The organism is Streptomyces sp. NPDC102279, from assembly GCF_044766365.1.
Classification (GTDB): Bacteria; Actinomycetota; Actinomycetes; order Streptomycetales; family Streptomycetaceae; genus Streptomyces.
Genome location: NZ_JBIWLU010000007.1, coordinates 221,527 through 235,154, shown reverse-complemented (window position 1 = coordinate 235,154; position 13,628 = coordinate 221,527). Strand labels below are relative to the sequence as shown.

General features: G+C 72.0%; 11 protein-coding genes. 5 read left to right on the top strand and 6 right to left on the bottom strand.

Annotation, left to right across the window (positions count from 1 at the left end):
- Window positions 1-419: 419 nt before the first annotated feature.
- Together ACIRQH_RS19485 and ACIRQH_RS19480 are read left to right on the top strand one after the other, a co-directional pair.
- On the top strand, window positions 420-1,964 hold the full coding sequence (locus ACIRQH_RS19485) for an amino acid permease (RefSeq protein WP_404226642.1): 1,545 nt from the start codon (window positions 420-422) through the stop codon (window positions 1,962-1,964).
- A 10-nt stretch (window positions 1,965-1,974) separates the two neighbouring features.
- Complete coding sequence (locus tag ACIRQH_RS19480) at window positions 1,975-2,934, top strand: RluA family pseudouridine synthase (protein WP_388930350.1); 960 nt, start codon at window positions 1,975-1,977, stop codon at window positions 2,932-2,934.
- Here the strand turns inward: ACIRQH_RS19480 and ACIRQH_RS19475 are convergent.
- From ACIRQH_RS19475 to ACIRQH_RS19450, 6 genes are all read right to left on the bottom strand, one after another.
- Entirely contained in the window at window positions 2,928-4,397 is a 1,470-nt protein-coding gene (locus ACIRQH_RS19475) for a cytochrome P450 (protein ID WP_388868751.1), read from the bottom strand. The genes ACIRQH_RS19480 and ACIRQH_RS19475 overlap by 7 nt on opposite strands.
- A 71-nt stretch (window positions 4,398-4,468) precedes the next feature.
- Window positions 4,469-5,089: an ATP/GTP-binding protein gene (locus ACIRQH_RS19470; RefSeq protein ID WP_358817143.1), complete on the bottom strand. Its 621-nt coding sequence runs from the start codon at window positions 5,087-5,089 to the stop codon at window positions 4,469-4,471.
- Window positions 5,070-5,519, bottom strand: coding sequence for a DUF742 domain-containing protein (locus ACIRQH_RS19465; protein ID WP_358817142.1), 450 nt, complete (start codon window positions 5,517-5,519; stop codon window positions 5,070-5,072). Before ACIRQH_RS19465 ends, ACIRQH_RS19470 begins: the two co-directional genes overlap by 20 nt.
- On the bottom strand, window positions 5,516-5,923 hold the full coding sequence (locus ACIRQH_RS19460) for a roadblock/LC7 domain-containing protein (protein ID WP_358817141.1): 408 nt from the start codon (window positions 5,921-5,923) through the stop codon (window positions 5,516-5,518). Before ACIRQH_RS19460 ends, ACIRQH_RS19465 begins: the two co-directional genes overlap by 4 nt.
- Window positions 5,920-7,512, bottom strand: coding sequence for an ATP-binding protein (locus ACIRQH_RS19455; RefSeq protein ID WP_358817140.1), 1,593 nt, complete (start codon window positions 7,510-7,512; stop codon window positions 5,920-5,922). The genes ACIRQH_RS19460 and ACIRQH_RS19455 overlap by 4 nt, the downstream gene beginning before the upstream one ends.
- A gap of 316 nt (window positions 7,513-7,828) precedes the next feature.
- A complete protein-coding gene (locus ACIRQH_RS19450) occupies window positions 7,829-8,455 on the bottom strand; it encodes a helix-turn-helix domain-containing protein (protein WP_358817139.1) in 627 nt (208 codons plus the stop codon).
- A 211-nt stretch (window positions 8,456-8,666) separates the two neighbouring features.
- Between ACIRQH_RS19450 and ACIRQH_RS19445 the strand changes: the two genes are divergently transcribed.
- From ACIRQH_RS19445 to ACIRQH_RS19435, 3 genes are read left to right on the top strand one after another with little or no spacing between them, the layout of a single operon-like run.
- Window positions 8,667-9,491 carry an urea amidolyase associated protein UAAP1 gene (locus ACIRQH_RS19445; protein WP_388868760.1) on the top strand — a complete coding sequence of 275 codons (825 nt, stop codon included), beginning with the start codon at window positions 8,667-8,669 and terminating at the stop codon, window positions 9,489-9,491.
- Window positions 9,488-10,087: an urea amidolyase associated protein UAAP2 gene (locus ACIRQH_RS19440; protein ID WP_388868762.1), complete on the top strand. Its 600-nt coding sequence runs from the start codon at window positions 9,488-9,490 to the stop codon at window positions 10,085-10,087. Before ACIRQH_RS19445 ends, ACIRQH_RS19440 begins: the two co-directional genes overlap by 4 nt.
- Window positions 10,084-13,611 (top strand): 5-oxoprolinase/urea amidolyase family protein, encoded by a 3,528-nt coding sequence (locus ACIRQH_RS19435; RefSeq protein ID WP_404226641.1) that lies wholly within the window; start codon window positions 10,084-10,086, stop codon window positions 13,609-13,611. The genes ACIRQH_RS19440 and ACIRQH_RS19435 overlap by 4 nt, the downstream gene beginning before the upstream one ends.
- The last annotated feature ends 17 nt before the right edge of the window (window positions 13,612-13,628 follow it).

Genomic DNA, 13,628 nt, shown 5'->3' with positions numbered 1-13,628 from the left:
GCCCGGGCGGGCGTCCATGACCTCGCGGAACCGCCGGGTCGGCCCGTGTCCGCGGTGAGTTGACGCCTCGTCGACCGCGCTCCCGGCCATGAGACGCGCCCCTCCCGCGCACCCGCGGACCACGAGCGTCGGCACCTCCCCCGCCACGCTCACCCCGGTGAAGGCGCGGCCCCGGTGAAAGCGCGGCACCGGTGAAGCCGGACACCCCACCCCCCGATACGCCGAGCGACGGTGCCCGCCGGGCCCCGATCCGCACCGGCGGGACGATGGGAGCACGCGACTCCACACCCTCGGCGGACCCGTGAGGACTTCGGCCCGCCGCCGACACGGCCGCGTCACGCGAGCGAAACAGGGCCTCCCTAATTTCTGTCACCCGACAGGAATCCCGTTCGCCCTTCGCGCCGAAGGCAGGTGCCGCCGTGACCACCACCGCTCCCTCCGACGTACGCCCCGACCCGCCGCAGTCCCCCGACGACCGCTCCCTGAACGCGTTCGGCTACCGCCAGGAGCTGCACCGCAGCCTCGGCCGGTACGCCTCGTTCGCCGCCGGCTTCTCCTTCATCTCCGTCCTCACGACGGTCTTCCAGTTCTTCGCCTTCGGCTACGCCTTCGGCGGTCCCGTCTTCTTCTGGACCTGGCCGGCCGTCCTGATCGGCCAGCTCGCGGTCGCGGCCTGCTTCGCCGAACTGGCCGCGCGCTACCCGATCTCCGGCGCGATCTACCAGTGGTCCTCGCGCCTGTCGAACCTCTCCTTCGGCTGGTTCGCGGGCTGGATCATGGTGATCGGCCAGGTGGTGGTGGTCGCCGCCGCCGCGCTCGCGCTGCAGATGGTGCTGCCCGCGATCTGGTCCGGCTTTCAGCTCGTGGGCGACGATCCCGCCCCGACCAGCCCGGACGGCGCGGCCAACGCGGCCGTGCTCGGTGTCGCCCTGCTCGTCCTCACCACGCTGGTCAACGTCCTCGACAACCGGGTGATGTCCGTGATCAACCGGATCGGCGTCACCGCCGAGATCATCGGCGCCGTCCTGATCGTCGTGCTGCTGCTCACTCACTCCGAGCGCTCCCCCGGCATCACCTTCCACACCGGCGCGGGCGGGACGGGTTTGCTCGGGGCGCTGATGGTGGGCTCGTTCATGGCCGCCTACGTGATGATCGGCTTCGACAGCGCGGGCGAGATGAGCGAGGAGACCCACAACCCCCTCCGCACCGCGCCCCGGACGATCCTCACCGCCCTCGGCGCGGCCGGCCTGCTCGGCGGCCTGATCGTGTTCGGCGGGCTGCTCGCCGCCCCGAGCCTCACCGACGGCCGCCTCGGTGTCGACGGTCTCAGCTACGTCCTCACGAGCAGCCTGGGCGACGGAGTGGGCCGCGCGCTGCTCGCCGACGTGGTGGTGGCCATCGCGGTGGCCACCCTGGCGATCCAGACCGCCGCCTGCCGCATGCTCTTCTCGATGGCGCGCGACCGGCAGCTCCCGTTCTCGGGACGGCTCGCGAAGGTCAACCCGCGCACCGGTATGCCGAGTGCCCCCGCCCTGGTCGTCGGTGTCCTCGCGGCCGCGCTGCTGCTGCTCGACTTCGCCTCCCCGGACGCGTTCCTCGCCATCGGCACCACCTGCATCGTGATGCTGTATCTCGCGTACGCGATGGTCACCGGTCCACTGCTGGTGCGCAGGCTGCGGGGACAGTTCACCGCCGACGGCACCGACGAGACGGGCGCCCCGCTCTTCTCGCTCGGCCGCTGGGGCGTCCCGGTCAACGCCCTCGCCCTCGTCTACGGCCTCTTCATGACCGTCAACCTCGCGTGGCCGCGCGCCACGGTGTACGACCCGGCGGGCGGGCACTGGTACTTCCAGTGGTTCACCCTGCTCTTCCTCGGAGTCACCCTGGTCGCGGGCGCGGCGTACCGTGCCTACCGGACGCGGCCGGTGGCACCGGAGGCAGCCGCGGCGGTCCCGGCCTCGTAGGCTTGACCAGGTGAGACGCAAGCCCCGGATCCCGCCCTCTCCCCTCCCGCAGCGCCACGGGGTCGACCCCGTGCGGATCAGGCTGCCGTGGGAGGGGAGCTGGGCCACCGTGCGGGAGCACCTGGTGGATCGGCTCGCGGCCGGGGACGGGGTCGTCGACGCGATGCTCGCCGGGGGGCTCTTCGTCGGCGAGGACGGACGGCCGCTGACGGCCACCACCGCCTATGTGCCGGGGATGTTCGTGTGGTTCCACCGGGAGCTGCCGGACGAGGAGCGGGTGCCGTTCCCGCTGGAGGTGGTGTACCGCGACGAGCACATCGTGGTCGCCGACAAGCCGCACTTCCTCGCCACCACCCCGCGCGGCAGCCATGTGGCCGAGACGGTCCTCGCGCGGCTGCGCCGGGAGCTGGACCTGCCGGAGCTGGGCGCGGCACACCGTCTGGACCGGCTGACCGCCGGTCTGGTGCTGTTCACGGTGCGGCCCGGGGAACGCGGCGCGTACCAGTCGCTGTTCCGTGACCGGCTGATCGCCAAGGAGTACGAGGGCGTGGCTCCGTACGATCCCGGTCTCGTCCTCCCCCGCACGGTGCGCAGCCGCATCCTGAAGGAGCGCGGGGTGATGGCCGCGCGCGAGGTGGCGGGCGAGCCGAACGCGGTCACCCGGGTGGAGCTGACGGAGCACCGCAGCGGACTCGGGCGCTACCGGTTGACGCCGGGCACCGGGCAGACCCATCAACTCCGCGTCCACATGACGGCGTTGGGCGTGCCTCTGCTCGGCGATCCGCTCTACCCGGAGGTGACCGGTCCGGTGCCGGCCGGTGACTTCCGGCGTCCGCTGCAACTGCTGGCGCGGGTGCTGGAGTTCACCGATCCGGTCACCGGACGGGCCCATCGGTTCGTCAGTGGGCGGGAGTTGGAGGCGTGGGCCGCGTACGACGCCTGGTCGGCGGGCCCGGCCGGGGATCAGTAGCCGCGCCACCAGCGCACGAGGCGCTGCCAGGCGCCGAGCCGGTGGGCGGGCTCGGGTGCCGGGGCCGGCTGCGCGGGCGCCGGGTGCGGCGCGGACGCGGCCGGCGCCGCACCCTCGCCGGTGACCTGCCAGCCGGGCCGCTGGACGGGCAGCGCGCGGACCGAGGGCCGCTGCATGACGTCCTGCGGCGGCCTGGGCCGGAAGCGCACGGGCATGTCCACGAGGTGGCGTGACGACATGGACCCGCGCCAGCGCAGATCACTCTCGGGACAGTCGAGTTCGACGTCCGGCAGGCGCAGCAGCAGCGCGTCGACGCCGACGTCGGCGATGGCGCGGCCGATGTCCTGGCCGGGGCACTCGTGGGGCCCGCCACCGAAGGCGAGGTGGGAGCGGTTGCCCTGCATGTTGGCGGCCAGGTCGGGCCGGACCCGGGGGTCGATGTTGCCCGGCGCGATCCCGAAGAGGAGTCCGTCGCCCTTGCGGATGCGCTGACCGCCCAGTTCCGTCTCCTGCTTCGCGAAGTAGCCGAGGACGGCGCTGAACGGCGGCTCGTTCCAGAGGGACTGTTCGACCGCCTCGGGCACCGTCATCTGCCCGCCGTTGAGCTGGGCGCGGAAGCGCGGGTCGGTGAGGACCATGCGCAGCACGTTGGCGATGAGGTTGGCGGTGGCCTCGTAGGCGGCGAGAAGGACGAGCCGCAGGTGCTGGGCCACCTCGTCGTCGGTGAGCCCGGCCGGGTGGTTGATGAGGTGGCTGGTGAAGTCGTCCTCGGGCCTGGCGCGGCGCCGTGCGGTGTGCTGGATCAGCACGCTCATCACGTACTCGTTGCTGGCGATGGCCGTGTCGGTGCCCTTGAGCAGGTCGCGGGTGGCCTGCACCATCCGGTCGTTGTAGTCCTCGGGCATGCCGATGATCTCGCAGAGCACGGACATCGGCAGGTGCTCGGCGAACTGTCCGACCAGGTCGGCCTCGCCGAGTTCGCAGAACTCGTTGACCAGGCGCTGGGTGGCGCGGTTGATGTAGCGGCGCAGGCTGCGGAAGTCGATGGTCGACATGGCGCCGGTGACCGCTCCGCGCAGCCGCAGGTGTTCGTCGCCCTCGGCGTGGGAGCAGATGGGCTGCCAGGCGATGTGGGGGGCCAGCGGGTGGTCGTCGCCCGCCGTGCCGTCCTGGACGGCGGTCCACAGCCGGCTGTCACGGGCGAAGTGGGAGGGCGTACTGACCATGTGGAGGTTCTCGCCGTGCCCGAGGACGACCCAGATCGGCACGTCGTTGTGGAGCAGCACGGGGGCGACGGCGCCGTGTTCGGCGCGGAGTTTCTCGTACAGGGCACCCAGGTCCTCCGCCTCGGGGCCGTAGAGGCGGCGCAGGCCGCCCGGGCCGGTGCCGTGGGCGGGGCAGCCGGGCGGCGGGCCGGGTGTGGGGTCCTGGGTGCCGGTCAGGGAGTGGGATTCAGACGTCACGATGATCGCTCCGAAGCTGAAATGAGAGCTTGTGAAGGGGAGTTGTCGTGCGGGTGCCGTCGCCGTGCGTTTCAGGCGGACGACGAGGTCATCGCCAGCGAGTGCAGGAACCGCATCAGCGTCATCAGGGTGTCCCGGCTCGACGCTCTGCGCCGGGCGTCGCACTTCACGATCGGGATCTCGTCGGGCAGGTCGAGCGCGGCCCGCAGCTCCTCGACGGGGTACCGCGGCGCGTCGGGGAAGTCGTTCATGGCGACGACGAACGGCACACCGCGTTCCTCCAGGCGGCCGATGACGTCGAAGCTGACCTCCAGCCGACGGGTGTCGATCAGCACCACGGCGCCGAGGGCTCCCTCGAACAGGCCGTTCCACAGGAACCAGAAGCGTTCCTGGCCGGGGGTGCCGAACAGGTAGAGCACCAGCTGGTCGGTGATGGAGATGCGGCCGAAGTCCATGGCCACCGTGGTCGCCGTCTTGGTCTCGGACCCGTAGTTGTCGTCGATTCCGATGCCGGCCTGCGTCATGGTCTCCTCGGTCGTCAGCGGCTTGATCTCGCTGACGGAGCCCACCATGGTCGTCTTGCCGACTCCGAAGCCGCCTACGATCACGATCTTGACCGCCGCCTGCGTGGTGTGCGGGAGGTGGTCCTCGGCGCGAGGGCCCGTGATGGTGTCAGAGCTTTTGAAGTCCATGCATCACCGCTTCGAGGAGGGAACGGTCGGGGAGCGCCTGACGGACGATCGGGGCGCGCGCCTTCACCAGTTCGGCCGCCAGCAGCTCGGTGAGCAGGACGGTCACCACGCTGAACGGCAGGTTGAGATAGGCCGAGAGCTCGGCCACCGACAGAGGTGCCCTGCACAGCCTCAGCAGGGCGGACTGCTCCGGCTGGGCGGCGGGGGGCGGTGACTCGGCGCGCGCCACGACGAGGGTGACGAGGTCGAGTTCGGCCCGGTCGCCGCTCTCGCCACCGCCCGTGAGCACGTAGAGGCGCTCGGGGTTCTTCGGTTTGCCCTCGCCGTCCTCCCCCTCGGGGCCTTCCGGGCCCGCGAGGGGGACGTCCGTCGTGACGGGTTCGGGGGGCCCTTCCTCGGGTTCGCGCCGCCGGCGTTGCGGAGGAGTCATACGGTCTGCCCGTTGCGCCGCGGCGGGCTCGTCAGATGGGCGCCGATGCGGACGACGAGGTCGCGCATGCGGTTGCTCATCAGTCCGGGTTCCGCGGTCTGGTTGGCGAGCACCGCGAGGTAGGCGTTGGGGCCCGCCGACATCAGGTAGAAGTAGCCGCCGTTGATCTCGATGATCACCATGCGCATCCGGCCGTCGCTGTTGGGGATCTCGCCCGCGACGGCTCCGGCGAGGCTCTGCAGACCGGCGCAGGCCGCGGCGACCCGGTCGGCGGCGTCCGGGTCGCCGCCGTAGCGGGCGATGCGCAGTCCGTCGGCGGAGAGCACGACGATCTGCTGGATGCCCGGCACACCGTCGGCGAGTTCCTTGAGCATCCAGTCGAAGTTGGCTCGCTGCTGGATCACTTGAGGTCCCCCTTGTCGTCGCCCTCGGCAGGGGCCGGCTGGTTGTCGGTGCTGAATGCGGTCGGGTCCGGGTCTCCCTTGAGGCCGTTCATGAACGCCTCGACCCACAGGCCGGGTTCGGGCTCCTTCTCCTCCGGTTCCGGCTCGGAAGCCCACGAGGGACCGGTGCCTGCGGACTCCGCGGCCTCCAGCGCACGTGCCTCGGCGATCCGCCGGCTGAGCGGGACCTTGACCCGGCTGCGGCGCTGCGGCAGACCGTTCGGCGCCCACTCGGTGACGACCGGGACGTCGTCCTCGCGGGGGTCGCGGGGGTCGCCGCTCGACGAGGGGACGCGGGGGCCGGTGGTGGGGCGGCGCTTCTTGGGCTTGCGCGCCGGGCCCTCGACCCCGCCGGTGTCGATACCCGTCACGGAGGTGGCTCCGATGCCGTGGGCGAGACCGGGTGCGAAGTCGGTGGTGAGCATGTCGCGCGGGGCGACGATGACGGCGCGGACGCCGCCGTAGGCGGACTGCCGCAGCGAGATCTGCATGCTGTACATCTGCGCGAGTCGGCCGACGACCGCCATGCCGAGCCGGGGTGCCTGGCCCATGACGTTCGGGTCGACGCCCGCGGCGGCCAGCCGCAGGAGCTCCTCGATCTTGCCGCGGGACTCGTCGCTGAGGCTGACGCCGCCGTCCTCGATCTCGATGGCGACGCCGGTCTGCACCTCGATGGCGGTGACGTGCACCTTGGTGTGCGGCGGCGAGTAGCGGGTGGCGTTGTCGAGGAGTTCGGCCAGTGCGTGGATGAGCGGTTCGACGGAGACGCCCGTGACGGCGACGTCGACGATGTTGTGCAGCTCGATGCGCCGGTACTCCAGGATGCGCGACATCGCGCCGCGCAGCACGCTGAACAGCGGTACGGGTTCGGGCCACTGGCGCCCGGGGCGGCCGCCGCCGAGCACGGCGATGGAGTCGGCGAGCCGGCCGATCAGCGCGGTGCCGTGGTCGATGCGCAGCAGGTCGTCGAAGACCTCGGGGTTGCGCCCGTGGTCCTCCTCCATCTCGCGGAGTTCGTTGTTCTGCTGGTGGACGATGGCCTGCACGCGCCGGGCGATGTTGACGAAGGAGCGCTGCGCGGCGTCACGCATCGACTCCTCGGTGTCGACGATCTTGAGCAGCTTTTTCAGCAAGTCCTTCTGGGACTCGGGAAGTTCGCGATGGCCGGGGTCGTCGCGGCCCAGCGTGCGCACGACTTCCGACGGGGAGTCCCCGCCGTGCAGCCGGTCGAGCGCGAGCGGGACGATCTCCTCGGTGAAGTGCACGATCTCCTGGTCGTGCGCGGCGATGCGCTGTTCCAGGCTCGCGGTGCGGCGTGCGAAGTCGGCCCGCAGCTCCCGGGCGACCCGGCCGCGGCGGACGGCCTCGCCGCCGATCGCGATGACCAGCAGGGTGGCGAAGCCGCCGCACAGGGCGACCGCGGACCGCGCCGGTGCCGTCACCAGGGCGACTGCGGCGCCGGTGGCCACGGCCATCAGTATCGCGGGCAGCAACAGCACCCGCGCGTAAGGAAGTTCACGGCCACCGGGAGGCGATTGAACACTCACCATGTATGCCCTCTGAGACAGGTCGGCTGGGGGGTGGGGGATGTTTGTGGGGGAAACGGCATGGATCGGCATGGATCAAACTGAATCTTCGGAACCTTTGGGAACAAGCGCACGAATACATCTCAACTCGGTGCGCTGCGGGCGAGCTTAGTCCGACCGGATCATCGCTGTGTCATATTCAGCAAGCGCCTGAAATCGCCCTCGCGACTGGAGTACCCTCGGCCCCATTTGCACGCTGCGCCTCCGTTCGCACACCGTGCGTGACCGCGTACGGGCATACGAAAACCGCAGCTCGCACGGGTGATCGGTGCTCGGGGTCTCAGATTCCGGCGATGCGCAGCGCCGCGTCGGCCGTGGCCTCGGCGAAGGCGGACACCGGACGGTCCGGGTCGGAGCGGTGCACGAGGATGACGCCCTCGATCAGCCCGAACACGAGGTCCGTCCGCAGGTCCAGCTCACTCTTGGCGAGCGCGCCGCCCGCCGGGGTGGCCGCCAGCAACTGGCGGTAGGTGTCCTTGAGTTCCGCGCGTACGGCATGGAACCCGGCGAAGCGTTCGGCGCGCACCTCGGGCAGCAGATAGAGGCCGCCGAGATTGTGCGGGCCGCCGCACAGCAGTTCCACGTCGGTGCGGCACAGCTCCCAGAGCCTGCTCCCGGCGGGCGCCGTGTCCTCGGCGAGGAGCCGGCGGGCGAGGGCCAGCGACGGTGTGACCGTGGACTCCAGGAGCTCGGCGAGCAGCTCCTCCTTGCCGGACACGTAGTGGTACATGGACGCCTGACGCATACCGGCGCGCTCGGCGACGGCGCGGGTGGTGGTGGCGGCGTACCCCCGGGTGGTGAACAACTCGGCTGCCGCGTCGAGCAGTTCGGCACGCGGCGTGAGACCGCTGTCCGGCCGCTGCGCGGCACGTGGCCTGCCGACCCGTCGCCCGCCGTCCGTTCCCATACGTTCGATCCTCGCACACGCGACGCGCACCGGAAGGGCGCCGGGATCCCCACCGCGGGCACCGCCGCACGGCCCCGCGCCCCGGAGCCGGGCCGGACGCCGCCCGTGAGGGACCGGTAACGGCGCGGCAACACACGGGACATGGCGCCGACCCACCCCGCCCCTAATTTCTGTCGGGCGACAGAAATGACCCAGGAGCCGGAGGCCCGCGATGGCGACAGCGACCACACACGGAGCACGCGACCACGCCCGCGCCCAGGAGGGGGCCCGCGCCGAGGCCATGCCCGTGGTTCCCGCGGGTGACTGGCCCGCGCCGCCCTGCGAGGCGGGCCACCTGGTGTGGGCGGAGACGGTGGCGGGCGGCAACTACACGCACAAGGTGCTGGCCCGGGGCACGGAACTGCGGCTGACCGACCTCGCGGGCGATGCCTGCGCGCACCTGCTGCTGCACGTCGCGGACCGTCCGTGGGAGCGCCTGAACGTCGCGGACACCGTCAAGGTCCAGTGGAACGCCTATCTGGGCGAGGGACAGCTCCTCCTCTCCGACCAGGGCCGCGTCCTGGCCTCGGTGGTCAGCGACTCCTCCGGCCGGCACGACGCCCTGTGCGGTACCTCCACGCTCGTACGCAACACGCTGCGGTACGGGGACGGGACACCGCAGTCCGCGTCCCCGGCCGGACGGGAGCTGTTCAAGCTGGCCGCCGCCAAGAACGGGCTCGGGCCGCGCGATCTGCCCCCGTCGCTCTCCTTCTTCCAGGGCGTGGAGGTGCGCGAGGACGGCTCGCTGGACTTCACCGGCTCGTCCGGCCCGGGCGGCAGCGTCACCCTCCGGGCCGAACAGGACGTCACCGTGCTCATCGCGAACGTGCCGCACCCGGCCGACCCGCGCCCCGACTACACGAGCACCCCGCTGGAGGTCCTGGCCTGGCGCTCCGCGGCGACCGCGCCGGGCGATCCGCTCCGGGAGGCCACGCCCGAGGGCCGCCGCGCCTTCCTCAACACCGCCGAATTCCTTGCCACGAGGGGGCTCGCATGACCCACGTCACCGTCCCGGCCCGCGCCGCCTGGTCGACGGTCGTCCGCACGGGGGAGACGCTGACCGTCACCGACCTGCACGGCAACCAGGCCGTCGACTTCCTGGTGTACGACGCCGGGGACACCACCGTCCGCTACAGCGCGCCCGACACCATCCAGGCGCAGGGCGGCATCTTCCTGACCACGGGCAGTGTGCTGATGTCGAACGAGCACACCCCGCTGATGACCGTCACCGAGGACGAGGTCGGCCGGCACGACACGGTCGGCGGCGCCTGCTCCAAGGAGTCGAACACCCTGCGCTACGGGCACCACACCTGGTCCCAGCACGCCTGTGTCGACAACTTCCTCGCCGAGGGCGCCCGTCACGGCCTCGGCAAGCGCGACCTCGTCTCGAACATCAACTGGTACATGAACGTGCCGGTCGAGAAGGACGGCACCCTCGGCATCGTCGACGGCATCTCCGCCCCCGGGCTGCGGCTGACGCTGCGCGCCGAGCGCGACGTGATCGTCCTGGTGTCCAACTGCCCCCAGATCAACAACCCCTGCAACGGCTTCGAACCGACCGCGGTCGCGATGACGATCGGAGCGCCCGCATGACGTTCGACACCCTGCTCGTCGCCAACCGCGGCGAGATCGCGGTCCGGATCATCCGCAGCGCCCGCGAACTGGGCCTGCGCACGGTCGCCGTGTACTCCGACGCCGACCGCGCCGCCCCACACGTCCGGCTCGCCGACGAGGCCGTACGGCTCGGCCCCGCGCCCGCCAAGGAGTCCTACCTCGATGCCGACCTCGTCCTGAAGGCGGCCAAGGACACCGGGGCCGGGGCGATCCACCCGGGGTACGGATTCCTTTCGGAGGACGCGGCGTTCGCGCGCCGCTGCGAGGACACGGGCATCGTGTTCGTCGGTCCGACGCCGGAGCAGTTGGAGCTGTTCGGCGCCAAGCACACGGCGCGGGCGGCGGCCCGGGCCGCGGGCGTGCCGCTGGCCCCGGGCACGGAACTGCTCACCGGGCTCCCCGAGGCCCTGGAGGCCGCCGGAGGCATCGGTTATCCCGTGATGCTCAAGGCCACGGGCGGGGGTGGCGGAATCGGTATGTCGGCATGTCGCTCGGATGCCGAACTGACCGATGCCTGGGAGCGGGTCCAGCGTGTCGCGGCGGCCTCGTTCTCCTCGTCCGGGGTCTTCCTGGAACGCCTCGTCGAGGACGCGCGCCACGTCGAGGTGCAGGTCTTCGGCGACGGCCTCGGCCGGGTCGTCACCCTCGGCGACCGTGACTGCTCGCTCCAGCGCCGCAACCAGAAGGTCCTGGAGGAGGCACCCGCTCCGGGACTTCCCGCAGTGGTACGAACCCGACTCGCCACGGCCGCGCGCGAGTTGTGCGCCTCGGTGGACTACCGCTCGGCCGGCACCGTCGAGTTCGTGTACGACGCCGCCCGCGAGGAGGCCTACTTCCTGGAGGTCAACACCCGCCTCCAGGTGGAACATCCGGTCACCGAGGAGATCTACGGCGTCGACCTCGTCGCCTGGATGCTGCGGCTGGCCCGAGGCGAGTCCTCCGTCGTCCGGGACCCGGGGGCGCCGCGCGGGCACGCGGTCGAGGCCCGCCTGTACGCCGAGGACCCCTCCCGTGAACACCGTCCGAGCGCGGGCCTGTTGACGCGGGTCGAGTTCCCCGGCGGCGTCCGCGTGGACGGCTGGATCGAGACGGGCACCGAGGTCACCACCTCGTACGACCCGATGCTCGCCAAGATCGTCGCGTACGGCACCGACCGCGCCCACGCCCTGGAGCGGCTCGACGAGGCGCTGGCCAGGACCCGGGTGGACGGCATCGAGACCAACCTCGGGCTGGTACGGGCCGCGCTCGCCGAGCCCGCCTTCCGACGGGCCGCCCACTCCACCGCGACCCTGGCCGCCGTGACGGACCCCACCCCGCGGATCGAGGTCGTGTCCGGCGGCACGCTCACCACCGTGCAGGACTGGCCGGGCCGCACCGGCTACTGGCAGGTCGGCGTCCCGCCCTGCGGCCCGATGGACGACCTCTCCTTCCGGCTCGGCAACCGGGCGCTCGGCAACCCCGAGGGCGCGCCGGGACTCGAATGCACCCTGCGGGGGCCGGCGTTGCGGTTCACCCACCCCACGACGGTGTGCGTCACCGGGGCGCCCGCACCCGTCACGGTGGACGGGACGGAGGCCGGCCAGTGGGAGCCGGTGACCGTACCGGCCGGATCGGTCCTGGAGATCGGCGCCCCCGGCGGCCACGGCCTGCGCACCTACGTACTGTTCGCCGGCGGCGGCCTGGACGTGCCGGCCTTCCTCGGCAGCGCCGCCACCTTCACCCTCGGCCGGTTCGGCGGCCACGGAGGCCGGGCCCTGCGCACCGGCGACGTCCTGCACGGCGGGGCGGTCACCGGTTCCGGCGCGCCCGTACCGCCGGGCGACCGCCCCGAGTTCACGGACGTGTGGCGGATCGGGGCCGTCGAAGGCCCGCACTCCGCACCGGAGTTCTTCACCGAGGACGACATCCACGACTTCTACGCAGCCGACTGGAAGGTCCACTTCAACTCGGCCCGCACCGGCGTGCGGCTCGTCGGACCGAAGCCGCGCTGGGCCCGTACCGACGGCGGCGAGGCGGGACTGCACCCGTCGAACATCCACGACACGCCCTACTCGGTCGGCGCGGTCGACTACACCGGGGACATGCCGGTGCTCCTCGGCCCGGACGGCCCCTCCCTCGGCGGGTTCGTCTGCCCGGCCACCGTGGTCAGCACGGAGCGCTGGAAGCTCGGCCAGTTCCGCCCCGGGGACACCGTGCGGTTCGCGCCGCTGGCCGACGACGGTTCGCCGCGCCCCGCGATCGTCGACGGCGGGGTGCTCGCGCGGGACGGCGACGTGACGTACCGCCGCAGCGGCGACGACAACCTGCTGGTCGAGTTCGGGCCCATGCAGCTCGACCTCGCCCTGCGCATGCGGGTCCACGCGCTGATGGAGGCGGTGACGGAGGCCGCTCTCGACGGGGTCGCCGACCTGACCCCGGGCATCCGCTCCCTCCAGATCCGGACCGACCCGTCCCGGCTCCCCCAGCGGCAACTCCTGGACGCCGTACGGGAGACGGTCCGCGCCCTTCCCCCGAGCGACCGGCTCGTCGTCCCCTCCCGGACGGTCCATCTGCCGCTGTCCTGGGACGACCCGGCCACCCGCGAGGCGATCGCCCGCTACATGGCGGGCGTGCGCGACGACGCGCCCTGGTGCCCGTGGAACATCGAGTTCATCCGCCGGGTGAACGGCCTGGACTCGGTGGACGACGTGTACCGCACGGTGTTCGACGCGGAGTACCTCGTCCTCGGTCTGGGCGACGTCTACCTCGGCGCCCCGGTCGCCACGCCGCTCGACCCCCGCCACCGCCTGGTCACCACGAAGTACAACCCCGCCCGCACCTGGACAGCGGAGAACTCGGTCGGCATCGGCGGCGCCTACCTGTGCGTCTACGGCATGGAGGGCCCGGGCGGCTACCAGTTCGTCGGCCGGACGACCCAGGTGTGGTCGGGCTGGCAGCAGCGCGGCGCGTTCGAGCCGGGCTCGCCCTGGCTGCTGCGCTTCTTCGACCGCATCAAGTGGTATCCGGTGGAGGCGGACGAACTCCTTGAGCTGCGGGCCGACATCATCTCGGGCCGCTTCGTGCCGCGTATCGAGGAGGGCACCTTCTCACTGGCCGCGTACGAGTCCTTCCTCGCCGAGAACGCCGCGTCCATAGCGGAGTTCCGCTCACGGCAAGGCGGGGCCTTCTCGGCGGAACGGGACGCCTGGGAGGCGGCGGGCGAGTTCACCCGCGCGGATGCCGCCCCGGCGGCCACGTCCGCGCCGGCCGAGATCACCGTCCCCACTGGAGGTCGCCTGATCGAGGCCGAGTTCGCCGCGTCCGTCTGGCAGGTGAACGTGGAGCCGGGCGCCCGGGTGACAGCCGGGCAGCCGCTCCTCGCGCTGGAGGCCATGAAGATGGAGTCGAGGGTGCCCGCGCCGGCGGACGCGGTGGTCGAGCGGATCCTCGTCTCACCGGGCGACCAGGTCGAGGCCGGCACGGCGCTGCTGGTGCTGGCGCCGCCGCAAGTCCAGGCACCCTGAGACTCCCGAGCAGCCGA